Source organism: Paenibacillus sp. RS8, from assembly GCF_041956825.1.
Classification (GTDB): Bacteria; Bacillota; Bacilli; order Paenibacillales; family Paenibacillaceae; genus Paenibacillus_AQ.
Window position 1 is genome coordinate 5618760 of sequence record NZ_CP168131.1, and the last position, 16723, is coordinate 5635482.

The 16723-nt window shown below is 40.5% G+C and carries 19 protein-coding genes; 4 read left to right on the forward strand and 15 right to left on the reverse strand.

Translation table 11 applies throughout. The features are described 5' to 3' along the window. Nucleotides 1-203 precede the first annotated feature (203 nt). The 8 genes from ACDZ28_RS26460 to ACDZ28_RS26495 form a co-directional block, all read right to left on the reverse strand. Nucleotides 204-1958, reverse strand: coding sequence for a sensor histidine kinase (locus tag ACDZ28_RS26460; RefSeq protein ID WP_375103211.1), 1755 nt, complete (start codon nt 1956-1958; stop codon nt 204-206). Nucleotides 1959-1990: 32 nt separating this feature from the next. Continuing rightward, the gene (locus ACDZ28_RS26465; RefSeq protein ID WP_375103212.1) at nt 1991-3592 is read right to left on the reverse strand and encodes a response regulator; all 1602 of its coding nucleotides are present in this window, start codon (nt 3590-3592) and stop codon (nt 1991-1993) included. A 300-nt stretch (nt 3593-3892) separates the two neighbouring features. Then, on the reverse strand, nt 3893-4525 hold the full coding sequence (locus tag ACDZ28_RS26470) for a DUF4515 domain-containing protein (RefSeq protein WP_375103213.1): 633 nt from the start codon (nt 4523-4525) through the stop codon (nt 3893-3895). Nucleotides 4526-4721: 196 nt separating this feature from the next. Beyond that, nucleotides 4722-5867, reverse strand: coding sequence for a hypothetical protein (locus tag ACDZ28_RS26475; RefSeq protein WP_375103214.1), 1146 nt, complete (start codon nt 5865-5867; stop codon nt 4722-4724). Nucleotides 5868-6107: 240 nt separating this feature from the next. Next, nucleotides 6108-6602 (reverse strand): GNAT family N-acetyltransferase, encoded by a 495-nt coding sequence (locus tag ACDZ28_RS26480; RefSeq protein ID WP_375103215.1) that lies wholly within the window; start codon nt 6600-6602, stop codon nt 6108-6110. 307 nt (nt 6603-6909) lie between these two features. Then, complete coding sequence (locus tag ACDZ28_RS26485; protein WP_375103216.1) at nt 6910-7677, reverse strand: nucleotidyltransferase domain-containing protein; 768 nt, start codon at nt 7675-7677, stop codon at nt 6910-6912. 270 nt (nt 7678-7947) lie between these two features. After that, nucleotides 7948-8454, reverse strand: coding sequence for a GNAT family N-acetyltransferase (locus tag ACDZ28_RS26490; RefSeq protein ID WP_375103217.1), 507 nt, complete (start codon nt 8452-8454; stop codon nt 7948-7950). Between the two features lie 134 nt (nt 8455-8588). Further along, nucleotides 8589-9176 carry a chloramphenicol phosphotransferase CPT family protein gene (locus ACDZ28_RS26495; RefSeq protein WP_375103218.1) on the reverse strand — a complete coding sequence of 196 codons (588 nt, stop codon included), beginning with the start codon at nt 9174-9176 and terminating at the stop codon, nt 8589-8591. A gap of 198 nt (nt 9177-9374) precedes the next feature. Here ACDZ28_RS26495 and ACDZ28_RS26500 point away from each other — a divergent pair, with 198 nt between their 5' ends. Further along, complete coding sequence (locus tag ACDZ28_RS26500) at nt 9375-9644, forward strand: hypothetical protein (protein WP_375103219.1); 270 nt, start codon at nt 9375-9377, stop codon at nt 9642-9644. A gap of 347 nt (nt 9645-9991) precedes the next feature. Here the strand turns inward: ACDZ28_RS26500 and ACDZ28_RS26505 are convergent, their stop codons facing one another. The 4 genes from ACDZ28_RS26505 to ACDZ28_RS26520 all read right to left on the reverse strand — a co-directional run bounded on the left by ACDZ28_RS26505 (nt 9992) and on the right by ACDZ28_RS26520 (nt 12113). Then, nucleotides 9992-10753, reverse strand: coding sequence for a class I SAM-dependent DNA methyltransferase (locus ACDZ28_RS26505; RefSeq protein WP_375103220.1), 762 nt, complete (start codon nt 10751-10753; stop codon nt 9992-9994). Between the two features lie 264 nt (nt 10754-11017). Beyond that, nucleotides 11018-11179: a hypothetical protein gene (locus ACDZ28_RS26510; protein WP_375103221.1), complete on the reverse strand. Its 162-nt coding sequence runs from the start codon at nt 11177-11179 to the stop codon at nt 11018-11020. A gap of 146 nt (nt 11180-11325) precedes the next feature. Next, on the reverse strand, nt 11326-11541 hold the full coding sequence (locus ACDZ28_RS26515; protein ID WP_375103222.1) for a hypothetical protein: 216 nt from the start codon (nt 11539-11541) through the stop codon (nt 11326-11328). Beyond that, nucleotides 11538-12113, reverse strand: a complete 576-nt coding sequence (locus ACDZ28_RS26520) for a dihydrofolate reductase family protein (RefSeq protein WP_375103223.1) — start codon at nt 12111-12113, stop codon at nt 11538-11540. Before ACDZ28_RS26520 ends, ACDZ28_RS26515 begins: the two co-directional genes overlap by 4 nt. A gap of 364 nt (nt 12114-12477) precedes the next feature. Between ACDZ28_RS26520 and ACDZ28_RS26525 the strand changes: the two genes are divergently transcribed. Beyond that, on the forward strand, nt 12478-13239 hold the full coding sequence (locus ACDZ28_RS26525; protein ID WP_375103224.1) for a TetR/AcrR family transcriptional regulator: 762 nt from the start codon (nt 12478-12480) through the stop codon (nt 13237-13239). Between the two features lie 7 nt (nt 13240-13246). Further along, nucleotides 13247-13993: a type I methionyl aminopeptidase gene (gene map, locus ACDZ28_RS26530; protein ID WP_042128661.1), complete on the forward strand. Its 747-nt coding sequence runs from the start codon at nt 13247-13249 to the stop codon at nt 13991-13993. A 222-nt stretch (nt 13994-14215) separates the two neighbouring features. Here map and ACDZ28_RS26535 read toward each other — a convergent pair whose 3' ends face one another. The 3 genes from ACDZ28_RS26535 to ACDZ28_RS26545 all read right to left on the reverse strand — a co-directional run bounded on the left by ACDZ28_RS26535 (nt 14216) and on the right by ACDZ28_RS26545 (nt 15556). After that, a complete protein-coding gene (locus ACDZ28_RS26535) occupies nt 14216-14416 on the reverse strand; it encodes an integrase (protein ID WP_375103225.1) in 201 nt (66 codons plus the stop codon). 118 nt (nt 14417-14534) lie between these two features. Further along, nucleotides 14535-14963: an SRPBCC domain-containing protein gene (locus tag ACDZ28_RS26540; RefSeq protein WP_375103226.1), complete on the reverse strand. Its 429-nt coding sequence runs from the start codon at nt 14961-14963 to the stop codon at nt 14535-14537. A gap of 245 nt (nt 14964-15208) precedes the next feature. Then, complete coding sequence (locus ACDZ28_RS26545) at nt 15209-15556, reverse strand: VOC family protein (RefSeq protein WP_375103227.1); 348 nt, start codon at nt 15554-15556, stop codon at nt 15209-15211. 347 nt (nt 15557-15903) lie between these two features. Here ACDZ28_RS26545 and ACDZ28_RS26550 point away from each other — a divergent pair, with 347 nt between their 5' ends. Then, nucleotides 15904-16716, forward strand: coding sequence for a class I SAM-dependent methyltransferase (locus ACDZ28_RS26550; protein ID WP_375103228.1), 813 nt, complete (start codon nt 15904-15906; stop codon nt 16714-16716). The last annotated feature ends 7 nt before the right edge of the window (nt 16717-16723 follow it).

Genomic DNA, 16723 nt, shown 5'->3' on the forward strand with positions numbered 1-16723 from the left:
ACTGAAGCAAGATGTGCGCATCATCTCTCGAAAGCGTTTCCGTTGGTATTAGAATAGCATTCATTATTGATGGGTTGAATGAACTTTTTTAAGCGCGATATGCGGTGAATTTAAGATGTGTTCAAGTAATATTCCAAAAAAAGAACGAAAGACCTCAGTCTTCCGCTCATCTCCTATCCTTTATATTCCTTCACCATCTGCGTCTATAACTTCTCTACAATTGGAAACGACAACAGAATCGATGTCCCAATATGCTCCCGACTGCTGATGGACAGTCCGTACTCTTTACCATACACTGTACGAATCCGCTCATGAACATTTTTTAAGCCGACATTTTTGCTTGGCGAACTAGGTTCTTCTAGATTTTCAGATAGCTGCTGAACCTTTTCCTTGCTCATTCCAATTCCATCATCATAGATCGTAACTAGCAACTTATCCTCTCGCTTCTCGATGGTTAACCCGACTGTACCTCTTCCTTGACTACGTAGTCCATGCTGAATAGCATTTTCAACAATCGGCTGAAGAGACAATTTCAGAATGTACCCATTCAAATTCACTTCCGGCGAGACGTCCACGACAAGCTCAAACTTATTCTCATACCGTACAGAAATGATATAGAAATAATCCCGCAGATGATCCAATTCCTCTCGGATGCTTACTTTATCCTCCCCATAATCAATCACATATTTCAACTGGTTGGAGAGCGATAGAATCATATCAGCAACCTCGTCATTATCTTTATCCACTGCATTCATTCGAATAACTTCCAGGGTGTTGTATAAATAATGCGGACGAATCTGACTCTTCAAAGCATTCAGCTCCGTTTGCTTCTGCTTGATCTGGGCCACATAAGCTTCATCGATATAGGCCTGTAAACGCTCGACCATTCGGTTAAAGCCATGGCTAAGTCTACCCATTTCATCATTGCTGCTCACTACCATCTGAGTATCTAGATTACCGGATTCTACGATAGCCATTTGCTTAATTAAGTTTCGAATCGGGGCAGCCAATCGTCTAGAAAAAAAGACTCCCATAAGGATCATTACCATCGCACAAATAAACATCGCAATAAACACGGTCGTACGGGCTGAAAAAAGCTGATCGAATAAATTCGCGCGATGAATTCTTGCAGTCACCTTACCGTTAAGAAAAGGAATATCTTCGCTAAGAACAATCATTTCCTCTTCTTTCCGAGCATGTAGACCCTCAACGTTCGCTGCTGCGCTCTCATTCGCGAAATATATTTTCCCCTCACCATCTTGAAGAAACAGATCATCCTGTTCTCCGAGATTCAGCTCCCTAAAAAACTGGTTGAATAGTGCTGCATCTACGTCCATAAACAGGGTCCCTACGACTTTTGGCTCCTTAGCAACACGCCCAGAAATATCAATCAATGTACGGCCAATCGTGAACACGCTACGTTTTGACCCTATGAAATATTCCTCGGAGTGAGTCGGAAAAATGGCCACATGAGATGGGTTCGGAGCCATTACCGTCAACCATTCTTTATAGGGCAGCAGATCGAAGTTAATCCCTTTGTTCTCTTTTTCCTGATAATAAAGCTTATCGTCTGACTCCCTGTGAAAATAAACACTAGTAATGAAAGAGTCGCTGTACAGAACCGTTTTTAGAAAAGATTCTATAGGGATCGTATTGATTTGTTCTAGCTCATTTACGTTATAGGTTTGGTTCTGTGAATAGCTCTCGATAAAGCCTTCATAACGCCCTGTATACATCAGTTTGGATATCTCATTGTACTGATTAAACGCCGAATTCAAGTTATAACTCATATATAACACCATTTGCTGCAAGTTACTTGTAGTATAACGCTCGACATACCCAGAGAAAGTCTGAACAGAGATATAGCTAAGCGCAAATAACGGAATCAGGCCGACTAGTAAAAATGAAGCGGAGAACTTAACAAATAGGCTTTTGGATCTTCGGCCCCAGATAAACATGAATGAAGGCATCTCCTTTGCTATCCATCTGACTATTGGCTTTTGAAGGATTGCTTATACTCTTGTGGCAGTTTGCCATATTTTTTCTTAAACATGTCGCTAAAATGCCGTGCATTGTTATATCCTACGCTGTCAGCAATCTCATAAACCATCATATCGCTTTGCAGCAACAGACGGAGGGCGTGATTCATTCGGACCTCAGTTACATAATTCTTAAAGTTCTGTCCGGTATGCTTTTTGAAGAAGCTGCTGAAATAATAGGAGTTCATAAACATCATCCCCGCCATAGACTCCAGCGTAATATTTTCCGGATAATGCTCATCAATATAAGTCTTCACCTGAGACAGTAGCTTCAGCTCCTTGTTACCCATACGGCTGCTGATTTGCTCAGACATTTTGGTTTGAATAATTTGGAAATCTTCCACCACCTCTTGGAAGGTAGAATGACTCGCCATTCGTTCCAGAATAGGACAAGTATCCTGTACGAAAGGATCTGCCTCCACACCAAATTGCACAAGCTCCTGTTCAAGTTGGAGGATCGTATTATAAACGGTAGACACCGCTTGATTTCTATTCCCGTCAGCCATGATTCGAATCTTCTGAAGTAGGCGCGCGCTCTCATGTGCTATTTGCTCTCTGTTCTGAGACTTCAAGGCGATGATTAGAGCAGATTGTATTTCTTGCAAAGGCGTTACGATTAACGATCCCTTTTCACACTCATTCTTTTTATAAGAAATGACTCGATTTAGACCTGCGAAATATTTACAGTGTAGCGCTTTCAAAGCGTTGCGATATGAAATATCAGCTTCATCCATTCCGTCTACGATGTTGCCCACGCCGATGGAGACCTTCAATTTGAGAAACCTATTTATCTTCCCGTGCAGATCCACAGCAAGTCTTTCCGGTTCCTCCGCATGTTCATGCTGGAGTAAAATACAAAAACGTTCACCTTTACGAAACATATAACTGTTTTCTCTTTGCTCTACGGTTTCTTTAATAATGTTGGAGAGTGCAAAATCAATCAGCTTACGTTCACGTTCTTCCCATCTGGATGGCTGCCCTGAGGATTCATCCGTCTCTACAATACAAATACTAACGTAGCGGCTGAGCGCAATAATTCCCATATCTTGCAGGGTATCCGCTGTTCCCTTGTTCCCGTCCGTCAGCTTATCAAGCAATTCTTCGATGGTTAATCTGTGGTTCCTCTGTTCGTAATGGTTCAGCTTTTCTTTGTTGCGTTCACCTTCTGTCTCTTGACGAATAAGAGAAACAGCTTTAGTTACCACCTGATCCAGCTGGTTCTTGTTCACTGGCTTCACCAAGTAATCCAGCGCACCATATTGTAATGCCTGCTGAGCGTATGTAAACTCCTGATAAGCGCTAATAAAAATAACCTTTACCGACCTGCCAGCTTCATGAATCTCGCGGATAATATCGATTCCTGTATAGCCAGGCATACTTATATCACTAATAATCAAGTCAGGATTATGTTCTTCGATCTGTTGCTTCAGTTCAAGACCGTCGTTAGCTTCTCCAACTATAGTAGTTCCAAGATTCTCCCAAGAAATCAGTTTTTTTAAGCCGCGTAATATCACCGGTTCATCATCGGCGAGCAGTACCCGAATTGTCTTCATTCCGCAGTCCTCCTACCCTAGAAAAATCATCTCACAGCAGTACAATAAACTTATTCTAATGATAACAGACAAACAATCTTTAGTGCATCACCATGGGAATGAACTTTCTTAAGAAGAAAGTACAGTTATTTAAGAATCTTATTTAAAGAAATATTATACGGTGACGGTCGTAACTGTTATTCTTTTTAGTATCTGTAGAAAATAAAGTCTTTGACTGCCCCAATATAAAAACCAGCGGCAGTTTTGGACTAAAAAATAAAGCCCTAGACTGCCGCTGGTTTATTGAGCTCTCGTATCCCGTTAGCTTAATAAATCCAAAACTTTGTTTGCATATGTAATCCATTCTTTTTTATCAGTATTTATTTCAATGGTCGGGAGGATAGATAAACTAGATTGTTTACGTAATTCCGTTTGGGTTTGGATAAATTCATCAGCTGAATTTCTGATTTCTTCTACTGTTTTGTTCGTCCATTCGTGGGGTGTTCGACTTTGGATTCTTTGCTCTACGTTGCCAGAAGATACGGTTAGTAAAACACACTTTGCACCGAGGTTAAACAATTCATTTTCAAGCGATTCGATTTCATGTGAAAGCTCGGTGGGAAATGCTACTCTATGATTCAAATGAAATCTTTCCAATATAAAAAAAATACCTCTTGATGCCTGTGATGCATCTGGACCCAGATAAGCTGCCCATTCGTTTAATTGTCGTAACATGTTTACCCGTTCCTTCAGCAACTGAAGGTGTTCATCACGATTTAAACGTTGCAAATCTCCTTGAACATTGTTTAACACTTGAGAATAATGTTCACTTAGAACAATGATACTGCGCTCAGATGATTCATTTTGTGCATGAACTTGCTTTAGGGCTTTTAAAACAGACGTTTTTCCAGCATGTGAAAAACCCTCTAGAATTACTCCTCTTATATGGCTCACTTAACACCCCGATCTTACAATTATTTGAAATCAATTATATCAAAGATTACTGAACAAAAGCTCGGAAAGTAGCCGGAACTTTCGAAAGAAACTACCTCGCTAAACTGTCCGTTATCCCACCAATTAGCTTTCATGAACGCCCGATGCATGAGCCCGCGTGCAGCGTTTGAGATCATTACCCCAGATTACTAATCGATCAATCTGCTGTGAATTGTTGTGTTGAGTTCACACCCTCCACAACTTGGCCGCTAGACAGATAGTAATCTCTTTGCACTGAACCGTCTGTCCTGGTGCAGCTGATTACAAAAACCTGGCCTGCTTCTATCGGTATCGGGTAGTTATCGTAAGGAAGATAATTGTCCGCCAGTGGAAGGTCTTTGACATCTTCATAGGCGCCCTCCAATCGCCAAAATTCTCGATAGGCGTAATCCTTGAACCCGTTCAAATCCTGCTTTCCAAAATAGGATGCTGCATACTCCTTGCCCTGAATGGAGATGTAATCTACTCTGGATGGCTCAATATCTTTAGCAATCCAGCTTAGGTTCTCAGAATAAATGTTATCGCCATAATACTCCTGTAATTGATTGCCCATACAAGGGATGGATTGTGTTTTATAGTCCATCTCATCAAGCCCGGTATGTGCTGAACCGTAAATGCCCATGACACTCTCGTTGCCCAGCCTTTCAAATTCTCCGATAAAATTTTCGGTCATCTTGTTTTCCCGATATACGTGATCATCTTTGCTGTGAAAAAAACGGCCTTGTTGGATCGCCTCTACTGTTAAAGTATACTTTTCCGATCCTGTCAGATCGTTTGCCGCAAGATAAGATAAGTAGCGGTTCCCGGTTGTATCATATTGATGCCCGACGTCTGTGCCGTGGAATATCGTCTCAGGACACTCTTTTTTTATTTTTTTGTAGAACGCATTGGTATATGGATTGTGACTAGATGTTCCCTTCCAATCATCATAAATCCCCTCCAAAATATCGTCATTATCCGACTGTATCCATAGGTTCAAATATTCGGCGGTAAAATAGGGCAGCTCGACGAACAAGTGTCTCAAGCCCTTGTTATGGTAGTATTCAGACCACAATTCATATTCCTTGTCAATAATTTTGGCTTGGCCATGTGCTTCACCGTACAGATAAATGCTGCCGGATACTTGCGTCACCATAGATATTTCCTTGGTCAGCTGCGCAGACTTACTTGCTGTTTTCCCTGCTGAGGAATTGCTGCAGGCTGTAAGTCTGCCGGTCACAAGTGCAACGATCATGGCAAGCAGCAAAGGGTATACAAGCATCAATTTCGCTTTGGCTAAGGAAGTGAGATTATGGTCTTTCATAAACAAGGATCAACCTTTCATGATCATTTTCAAATCCAGAATTAGGTATTCCCTAGGTGATGCGAGATTTCCTGCTATCTCATCTTCAATTCTATATAGAACAAATAAACTCGGTTGAGTTGAAGATTAATTAAGGGGGAAACGTGTTCTTTAACGCAACGAAGGTAGCCAATCAAATAGACCAGCTACCTTCGTTTTAGATTAAGCTATTGTTTCTCGTTACTTCAATAAGGTTGTGCTTTAAAAGTAATCGGGGATATCAAGTGATATAGAGTCGATATCATTTTCTTTTGAATAATACATACAAACACTGGTTTTATATTTTTGACTATCATTAGGTAGTGCAATAAAACCTAGTCCTTCATAAAATTCTATCCCAATATCACTATAAAGGAAAAAGTTGTTACACTTTTCTTCCTGTTCAAGTTTATTTATCGTTGCTTCCACCAATAAAGAAGCATATCCTTTTTTTCTTAGATATAAAGGAGTAGCGATTGAGCCAATCCCTTTTACAATTTGGTCTTCAGAAAGATTTAGTTTATATACAATGAGGGAGCTTAATAGTTGATTTGTATCTGTTGCTTCAAGAACGTACCACGTTCCCTCTTTATACTTCTTGGAAGCCTGGCACATCGTTATATAATCTTCATATGGCAGATTATCTCCCCAAACATCATAGCCCATCTTATAAATTTCTATCATTTCCTCTTTTGTTGCTACCCTAATTTTTTTCAAAGTACCTCTCCTTTAGTTTTATACGGTTACATTCTTTTCGACATTAAATTTATCAAGACCTCTATTCTTCTGAAGCTAAACTGCCCGTTAGCTTAAAGATAAGGCAGCCGATCGATCTGGACGGCTGCCTCTCTGTATTTATTGAACTATCGTTTCCCATTAGCTCAATAGTCTTATGTTTTAATTAGAGTCTCTGCTTATAGTTGTGAGGCTTGCCGAACACCTAACGCAGTGACGTCCCGACGGGCTTAGGGGGGCTGGATGTGATCACTCGCTTCTCAGAGTGACCCGGAGCGTCAATATGGTATTAGCCGAAGGAAGTTCTGGAAGCAGCCATTGCATTTAAGGCGTTCTCAAAATAACTATATACTTCATCTGCAATTCCCAGAAACTCTTCAACAAGTATATTACTATCCAAGTAACAAGCATACAGATAATCAACTAAAGCGGAGTCAATATCACAATAGTTTAATATGGCATTCTTCATCTTAATAATGTCATCTTGCCATACACCTGTATCTTCTAAAACCAAAGAGTATAATGCACGAATTAATCTCTTAGAGTAACCTTTAATATATCTAGTTTTCATTGTGTTATCACTAGCATTGGAAAGTAAACTATGTATATGATCTACTTCCTCCTTGGTCTCTGTATTTAAGTCTAAAATGAACTTTGGAGAAATAATTATCGGTGGTACTTTTTCACCAACGTCATGACCATATATGCAAACACAAATTATCTTTACCCAAAAACCCCACTCATTTGGTTTACTTAATACATCGTCAATCGAGCAAATTATCGTATCAATCTTAGTTACTACTGGATATTCTTCCAAAAGCCTGTCTTTAATATTTGACAATCTTTCGTAATCAATGTCTTTGGGATTTACACATACAATAGTAAAGTCTGCATCTGACTTAAAAGGTTTAGCAGTTCCTTTTGGAATCGAGCCACACATATAAATGCTATGAATCTTACCTTTAAATTCGGTAAGTACATTATCTATGTACTTATCAACAAAATCCTTATATTCACTTTGTATTACAATTCTATTTATAACTTTTTCTAATATCATATAGACTCCTCCTAAACTAAGAACTTCTTTCGGCTGACGTATTTTTCCCAACTTCGTAAATTCGTCATGAGTTAAGTTATTCGCGAAATCATTCAACTATCCTGCCCGTTAGCATAATGAAAAATGGAGCAGCTGCCGACAGCAACTGCTCCATCTTGTGTTTAACTAACGTTCCCCGTTAGTAGAACGAGTTCCTGACTAATGAGTTATTTTCATTTCGTTTCGGATCCAAATAATATATTGTTGTATTCGAGAATCGTCTCTATTCGCTTATGGAACTGGGATTTCTTTTTCCATAATAAAATCATCCATGACGAATCCATTCCCGATATCCGCAATTTGTTCCCGCACGGTTCGGAAGCCTTTTTTCTCATATACCGCAATACTGGCTTCGTTATGACGATTGACCGTCAGCCAAATATGGCTTAGGTTTCGGTCTTTGCACAACTTCTCCAAGAATGCCAACGCTTGGCTCGCGTAGCTGCGGCCTCTGTACTCCTTGCTTATATAAAACTTGCTCAAGAAGAGCTTCCCTTCTTCTTGTCTAGCTGAAATATATCCGACTGCAGAGCCATCGTTATGGATCAAGTAATATTCGTAGCCCTGATGATGGATCTGATCCGTAATCGCTGGTATCGATTGGAACTTGCCAATCATGTATTCAATCTGCTCGATTGTAATAATGGAAACATAATATTCGCGCCATATTTCTGCCGCCAATCGAGCAACTTCAGCGGCTTCTTCCGCTGTATTCACGTGTGAAAACATAAGCCTCATGACATGTGCCTGCCTTTCCTGCATCTCTCGCTTCAACCTGTTTCAATAGAATATCATAAATTATAATAGAAGCTTAGTCGCATGTTAAAATGCCTGTTATGCTGGAATCTGGTGTTATCTGATGAATACGTCTTCTAGGAAACGCTAACCGTTCTTTTACTTAATTTCTTAAATACCGAGTATTCCTTATTGGACTTAATATAACTTAATATCTTTTCGGCACATTCTATTGGATTCATCTCTTCAGTATTTACTTCCAGGTCATATTCATCAATGCAATATACATTGCTGAACTGTGAAGCCGCAAGTCCAATTACTCTATCTCCTCTTGTTTGCTCTCTTCTTATGAGTTCTTCTTTTGAGCATAATACACCTACAAATAATGTAGGCTGATCGAAAAATATATCAAGACACTCATTAAACCACTTGTCATTTTCGATTACGGTATCTACTATTACATTCAAACCCATTTCTGAGTACAATTTAATTGTCGAAAAGTACATTGAGATTAAGGGATCAAACATTATCTGTGCGATAACTTGCTCATCTACTTCTCTTGCAGGTTCAATATCTGAGAATTTATTATTAAAAAAATCCTTAACAAAATCATCTATTGATAAATGATGAAAAAGAATCTCTTTCTGATTCATCAGTTCAGTAGAAATACTAGTCTTTCCTGAACTTGAAGTTCCGTTCATCAACACAATAATTCCTTGCTTCAAACGAATCACCCTCACCTATAAAATTTGCGTATCTTTCAGATAACGTTACATTCACAAAGTTCATAAAACTATCCAACTTATAAAACATTCGAGAAACGATTGAACTATCCTGCCCGTTAGCTGCAACGATTCACTGTAATTAAAGGTCATACATCAAGTTATCCTGACCCAATAATCTTAAGAAAAGAACAAGAGGTTTTGTATGGAAAAGAAGATACCCAATTTCCTAATTGGATTTTCTGTAAATCAATTGCTACAAGCAAAGAGGGATGGGTTCCGAAGCAGATTTTAACTGCTCCCAATCTACATGACATAGCAATAGTTACTAAAGATTATTCAGCTCATGAACTAATAGTTAATCAAGATAATGTACTATTAGGCTTAGAGCATTTAAACGATTGGACATACTGTAAAGCAGAAAATGATGAATACGGATGGGTTCCAACTTTTTGTTTATCTGAACTATAAATTCAATTATATAAATCAGGTTAAATAACTGATTTTTTGTTAATATTTTGTTTCGCACCTCCATTACATGCTTCTACTTCGTCTTATCTGTTGGGAGAGGAGGGATATTTGAAACAACATGAAAATAAGGAAGTTTATTTGGCAGTAGACTGTGAGTCCTCAACAATATTCCTCAAATTCTATTACCCCGCTTTAGTATTACAAATTATACCATATTTTTAGGCAGGCTATTACGCTATCTTGCCGTCTAGTTGAATAAAGGCGGACTTTATGGGGAAATCTGCTTAGGATCACCAAAAATCCCCTCGACCTGAGGGGATTTCTTATTGCAATGCATTACGTCTCTCCTAGCATTTCCTACAAACGCTAATGATAGATGAAGATGACGGAGAGAACGGCGTTTTATCCCAGTCAGCATATTGATGTTCGACGCGAAAGCCGTGACGGGTTAATAAAGATTGCAGTGTAGCCTGATCTGTAAACCGACAAGCAATTCGGGAAGTCGTTCGTTTATCCCCCCAATCACGCATCGTGACCCAATGCATGATATGCTGGCTAGCATCGTAACATTGTGTACCTGATACCTTGACGTTTTTCCCATCCTTATCAATAAAGGAGCCCCATACTGTCTCCTCTTGATCGGATAAATCCGTTCCCTCTGGATTACGGGTCTCGAATGCAAAGATTCCATGGAGTTGTAAATGTTTGTGAACGGTACTAAGCAAATCGTTTTGATCTTGATCACTTAAGAATGCCTGAAATGCATTACCAGTCAAATAGATCATCGAAAATCGCTTGTCCGATTCGAAGGTACGGGCATCGCCTTCCATAAAAGTAACAGTCAACCCTTCCGCCTTCAGCCGCGCATATGCGAGCATCGCCGAAGAGATATCTACACCAGTCATCTTTACGCCGGCTTTCGACAGGGGTATCGTTGTTAAGCCTGTACCACAAGCAAGTTCTAACACTTCACCAGGACTCGATCTTGCAAGCTCAAGATAGAACTGATATTTGTCCATTTCACCGTCAAATTCAAGATCATAATTTACAGGATCCAAATATTCTTCAAGATTGCTATGTTCAATCAACGCTATTGCCCTCTCTTTCATTTCAATGTTACATTGAAGAAAAAATAATTTTCAAAAGAAAAACATGTGCTTATATAAACTCAGAAAGGATAATCTAAATAAAAATCCTATCGAAAACCCTCTTACTTAACAGTATTATTTTACTATTTTTTCGATAAACCGTTTGGTAATTCATAGTTATAATCAAATTTTATCGAACCTTACATAACTACTCTTTAAGTCGATAATCACTACTTTATCCTGCCACGCCGAGCTCGACGACTGGCTCGGCGATTCGGACTGGAGCTATACTGTCGGGAAGATCTCACTGACTGCCGAGAAGCTGATTGACTTCTCTATCACGCAGACGCAGCCCGGAAATGGCATCCTCATCAAGGAAGGCATGGTGTTCACACCAAGCATACGATCACCATCACGGTTGAAAGTCCACAAATCCTGACTGTGCAATAGATTAATTAGAGGCCGACCAACAAAATGGTCGTCTTTTTTTCATATTCGGCATAGCATCTTTCTTTATTCGATACAGGTGATCGAGTAAATGATATCTCGTTCCCATCTTCAAGCCAAAACTGATTCGCGGACAGCGTGTTGGGTCAATAACCGGGCCAGATGACGCAATACAGTTCTCCTCCAGGATAGCCACGGGTGTCGTTAATCGAACAATTTTGTCCTTTATTTCGACTGCGGTCCCATTCCGATAATCTGCCCATTAGATGAACAAAGGCAGCCGATCCATTGACCGGCTGCCTTTGTGACGTTATTAAGCTATCGCTCCCCGTTAGTTCAATCACCTTAAGTGACAAGTTCATCTTACCGTCTGGTAAACGAGACCAATGGCTCCAGAATCAAAGGTCTTGTTTTCGATTAGCTTAAGATTGATCTTCTCCTTAAGACCTTGGAATAGCGGCAATCCCTTACCGAGCAAGACGGGAGAAACCGTAATTTTATACTCATCAATTAAATTAAGCTGCATAAGGTAGTGTGCGAACCTAGGACTGCCGAGGATGACCATATCCTTGCCTGGCTGCTGTTTGAGGTTATTGATCTCTTCCTCGACATCTTCTTTCACGAGTCTGGAATTATTCCATTCGACATTCTCCAGCGTCGTGGAAAAAACGAGTTTAGCTGTCTTTTCGATCCACTCGGCATGATTCCGTTCATGCTGCGAAGCTGATGGGTCCGAAGGTACAGATGGCCAGTAACTGTGCATCATTTGATAAGTCCCTCGTCCCCAAATGACAGTGTCGGCAGTACTCAGAATTTCTTTTGCATGTTTCTCCAAATCAGCATCGTAGGAAACCCAGCCAATGTCCATTTCACCATTCGGCCCTTCTACAAAACCGTCAAGCGATGCGTGCAGAAAAAGAACGAGTTTTCTCATTTTCAGTTCTCCTTTGTTCATGAGAGATATCTAAATTTTACATTAACTACATTTTAACAGAATTTAACTTGGGTTGTCTCCTATGGATTGCTAATCCCAAAACCTGCCCGTTATTTGAACAAATAAAAAACGGCTGCCGAAACAACCGTTATTCCACTAACGTTCTCTGTTAGCGTAACTAACAACTATACGCCCAACGTTTAAATTATTAGTCAAAATACTTGTAAATTCCTTACTTCATTGTTCGAAAGTTAGAGAATCAACAAAGGGATGTAGATCTTTCATTATATAACTCTTTCTATAAAAAAGTTGCAATTTTCTGTTTGTGTTTTTTCCAGTTTAAAATTCCTTACTGGTTGGAATTATGAATATATTTTATGCCAGCGCCCTGTCTACAACTTTATTATTACGGTTTGGTACTTTATTTTTCAGTACTTTTGTCTCATTGAACACCAACAAATCTTTTGCATTTCTACACCCTAAGCGTTATTATCTTTATATCGACAAATTTGCAGGTCTATACAAGGAGGTTCACGCATCGATGTGCCCCCGTACTAAAGAACAAAATGAGCTTATACGTATGCAGCGAAGAGAACAGATCCTGGACGTCGCCGCTCGCGCCTACTTTCGCACAGGTGGCAGCTTTGATATTCGCGATGTCGCCCGCGAGGCCGAGCTTGGTTACGGCACAGTATACCATTATTACCCTAACCGGCATTTATTAATAGAAGATGTATTGGGCAGCGGCTTCGAGCAGTGCGAGCAAGTTCTGGCCGAATGGGCAAATACCAGAGGCGGCCTCCCGGATAAGAGGCAACTGTTAACGTATTGCAAGGCGCTGCTCCGGCTGTGGCTGTCAGACGCCCGCGCATATCTCGTCTACAAAATGGCGGCGGAACATTATGCAGGCCTGCCTGAGAAGGATCGATACTCCGCCAAGAGACGATTCATGGAACGATTGTATCTTCCACTACAATCGATCGCTCAGTGCGAAGACGACAGTGTCGACCATATGCTTGCCGTGCTGGTCGGCTGCTGTGGGCTGCACTACTATGCGGGTAATTCCGACCTGGACGTCGACCGAATCGCCCAACTCGCTATGCAAGCTATTCCGAAGGAGTCCTGATAAAAACATGATCATCTTAAAAAGCAAGCATGAAATCGAGGCTATCCGAAAGGCGTGCCAAGTGGTGGCCGAATGCCATCGCACAATCGCCCCGCTCATTAAACCGGGCATCACGACGAACGAGATTGAGCGCATATTCGAGGACATTATTTTGAAGCAAGGCGCCAAACCATACACTAAGGGATACAATGGCTATCAATATGCGACCTGTGCCTCCGTTAATGACGTAATTGCACATGGCTTCCCTAGCAATAAGCCACTTGAGGAAGGCGATATCGTGACAATCGACACGGTCGCGGAGCTTGACGGCTGGCTCGGCGATTCGGCCTGGAGCTATGCTGTCGGGCAGATCTCGCCGACGGCCGAGAAGCTGATACGCGTCACGAAGGAATGCCTTGACCTCGGTATCACGCAAGCGCAGCCCGGCAATCGGCTCGGCGATGTGACGAACGCGATTCAGCGGCATGCGGAAGCACATGGCTTCGGCGTCGTGCGCGACCTTCTCGCCCATGGCATCGGCCGGGACCTGCACGAGGAGCCGACTTATATGCATGTCGGCAAGCCCGGAAAAGGGATCCGCATCAAGGAAGGCATGGTGTTCACGATCGAGCCCATGATCACCGAAGGCACATATAACATGACAATCGATCCAGACGGCTGGACCGCACGGACGATGGACCGCAAGCTCGCCGCCCAATACGAGCATACGATTGCCATCACAGCTGAAGGTCCACAAATCCTGACCGCGCAATAGAACAAAAAGAAGTCGACCATCGAAATGGTCGACTTCTTTTTTCGTATCCGGCATACCAGCTATCTTTATTCGATACAACTGATCGATTACACGATATCACGTTCCATCTATACGCCGAAACAGTTCCGCAGACAGCATGTTCGGACAATAACCGGACCAGAGACGCGATACAGTTCTCTTCCACGATAGCCACAGGTGTCGTTAATCGAGCGATTTCGCCCTTTAGTTGCTAGGCTTCAACCGATTAGAGTGCTTCGCTAAGTACTCCTTAAGCAAGGTTAAAGTTATCTCGGTTATGTACAGGTCACCGAGTTCCTTCATCAGCATTTTGTGCTGGAGAGCGTATGCTTTCAATGTTTTCGGACTAGATCCTTGGATCCGTTTATCAGTTTCATACAGTCGCCACAACTCACTTAAAATCATAACAAACCCTCCTATTTAAGCTATTAAATCTAGTTTGCTTCTTATAGAAGGTTTTAAACTATCTAATTTTACTAGTTTCCGTTAGTTGAACGAATGATAGTCCGTGTTTTTAATGGTTCTAAAACTTCCGTTTATGATACGGAAGACCCTCGCCTTCTTCGCAATACTGTTTAAGACTGTACAAAAAAATAGCCCAGTTATAATTACATGCGCGATAAAATGCGGTCACTTCCTCCCAATTCATTTGACGGAAAATGATCGAAGTCTTCTTGTTTTTTTCCTCTATATCAAAAGAAATTGTCGTACCTATCCATTCTGGATCTGAATCAACACAATGCCACAAAATCTTTTTATCAGTAACAAGCTCATCAACTCGCATCTTTGTTAAGCCTTTGCCGCCGAATCGGAACTCATTTATACAACCGATCTGGTTATTGACTATTAGTTCAGTTGTCCATATTTCTGAAAGTCCTTTTGCAGTGGTCAATGCTTCATATACCGTTGAAGCTGGAACATTTACGGTCTGTAAGTGCTCGATATTTGCCATATTACACATTCTCCTTCTTTATAAGGATTTAATTTATGTAATTATTTGTATACGAATATTATACCATGGACGGTTGGAGTGATCTCTTTTCAATTGCTCACTTTTGAAATAACCTATTAAGGAAGATTGTTTAATTATGCTGCCCGTTACTTCAACGAAAGACGACCACCGATCATGTGACCGGTGGCCGTTGTATCTATTGAACTAACATCCTCGTTAGCATAATAGAAAAGAATTACAACTCGTTATTTTTCCCAAAGCTCGACCAGGCGACCTTCAGGATCTTCAATCCAAATAAACTTTCCATATTCACTAATCTCTTTTTTCTTTGCAAGAGGTACACCAATATGGTCAAGATGCTTAATAGTCTCGTCTATATTCTGCACTTGGAAATTTAACATCACTTGTTGTTCTGTTGGAAAATAATTATCATCCTCTGTAAAGAAAGAAAAGATAGTCTCATTTCCCAGTTGGGGTGTTATCACAGTCCCATTCCAATTTTCCATGTCAATTTTTAACGCCTCACGATACCATTTTTTCACAGCCTCAAGATTCTTAGTTCTCCAAAATATTCCTCCGAAACCTTGTATCATCGTATCTAACTCCTGTCTATCCTCAAATATTTAACTATCCGGTTACATTAGATATTCGAGATTTAAATTTAAGTTCTTTTTCAACTATCCTGCCCAAAATTTGAACAAATAAAAAACGACTGCCGATGAAGCCGCTATTCCACTATCGTTCCCTCTGGCACATTGAGACTGTGAGATCAACCGGAATATTTCTGGAAGATTTTAGGTGGATGTATTCATAGAAAAATGGTACATTATTTTGAGATCAATAGCACAGCGTGTTCGTATTCGATATGTGTTATTGGTATAACTTGCAAGTCGGGATATATGATTAGACTCATATTTTTATATTGGGGGATGATACCGGCATGAACAAGAATTCTATTTATAGACCAAACATTATAGGCGCTGGTGAGGTTGGTAGCGCAATCTCAGTCGACATGGACAAGAATGTTATTCATGAAACAAACAGCTTATTTTGGGATACAAAAGGAAATGATGTTTTAGGAGCAACTGCACTTCCTTTATATGGAGCATTCGTCTCAGAAGAAAAATGCCAGCTTTTTGGCGATGTTTCAGGAAAAAAGATGTTGGAGGTAGGCTGCGGAAGCGGTCAATCATTGCAATATCTCGGAGAACGTAAAGCATCTGAACTATGGGGTGTGGATATTTCAGAAAACCAAATCGAAAAAACAAGAGAATATTTATCAGATCACGGACTTTCAGCAAAATTAATCTGTTCTCCCATGGAAGAAAAATGTGGCCTACCTGAGGATTATTTTGACTTTGTTTATTCGGTTTATGCTATAGGCTGGACAACCGACCTTGAGGGTACTTTTAGCAGGATTGCTTCTTACCTAAAAAAAGATGGCGTATTTATTTTCAGTTGGTCTCACCCTATACATAAATGTGTTGTTGCAGAAAATGATATGCTTATTTTTAAAAAATGTTATTTCGATGAATCATGGTATTCGGTAACTCTTGACGAAAGTACGCTAACATTATCTGACCGTAAACTATCAACCTATGTAAATGCTCTCTCAAAAGCGGGATTTGTTATTGAGCAAATGATTGAGGAATCTGATGATGAAATCATTCAATCGCGGGACGATAACGACGATTTTGCAAAAAAAGCAATGATGCTTCCTGTAACTTTTGTAATCAAAGCTAGAAAACTATAATTAGTAG

Coding starts and splice junctions, on each gene's coding strand:
- ACDZ28_RS26460 (WP_375103211.1), bottom strand. CDS start 1,958: ATGTTTATCTGGGGCCGAAGATCCAAAAGCCTATTTGTTAAGTTCTCC.
- ACDZ28_RS26465 (WP_375103212.1), bottom strand. CDS start 3,592: ATGAAGACAATTCGGGTACTGCTCGCCGATGATGAACCGGTGATATTA.
- ACDZ28_RS26475 (WP_375103214.1), bottom strand. CDS start 5,867: ATGAAAGACCATAATCTCACTTCCTTAGCCAAAGCGAAATTGATGCTT.
- ACDZ28_RS26485 (WP_375103216.1), bottom strand. CDS start 7,677: ATGATATTAGAAAAAGTTATAAATAGAATTGTAATACAAAGTGAATAT.
- ACDZ28_RS26490 (WP_375103217.1), bottom strand. CDS start 8,454: ATGAGGCTTATGTTTTCACACGTGAATACAGCGGAAGAAGCCGCTGAA.
- ACDZ28_RS26505 (WP_375103220.1), bottom strand. CDS start 10,753: ATGAAAGAGAGGGCAATAGCGTTGATTGAACATAGCAATCTTGAAGAA.
- ACDZ28_RS26515 (WP_375103222.1), bottom strand. CDS start 11,541: ATGAACTTGTCACTTAAGGTGATTGAACTAACGGGGAGCGATAGCTTA.
- ACDZ28_RS26520 (WP_375103223.1), bottom strand. CDS start 12,113: ATGAGAAAACTCGTTCTTTTTCTGCACGCATCGCTTGACGGTTTTGTA.
- ACDZ28_RS26525 (WP_375103224.1), top strand. CDS start 12,478: ATGAATATATTTTATGCCAGCGCCCTGTCTACAACTTTATTATTACGG.
- map (WP_042128661.1), top strand. CDS start 13,247: ATGATCATCTTAAAAAGCAAGCATGAAATCGAGGCTATCCGAAAGGCG.
- ACDZ28_RS26535 (WP_375103225.1), bottom strand. CDS start 14,416: ATGATTTTAAGTGAGTTGTGGCGACTGTATGAAACTGATAAACGGATC.
- ACDZ28_RS26540 (WP_375103226.1), bottom strand. CDS start 14,963: ATGGCAAATATCGAGCACTTACAGACCGTAAATGTTCCAGCTTCAACG.
- ACDZ28_RS26545 (WP_375103227.1), bottom strand. CDS start 15,556: ATGATACAAGGTTTCGGAGGAATATTTTGGAGAACTAAGAATCTTGAG.
- ACDZ28_RS26550 (WP_375103228.1), top strand. CDS start 15,904: ATGAACAAGAATTCTATTTATAGACCAAACATTATAGGCGCTGGTGAG.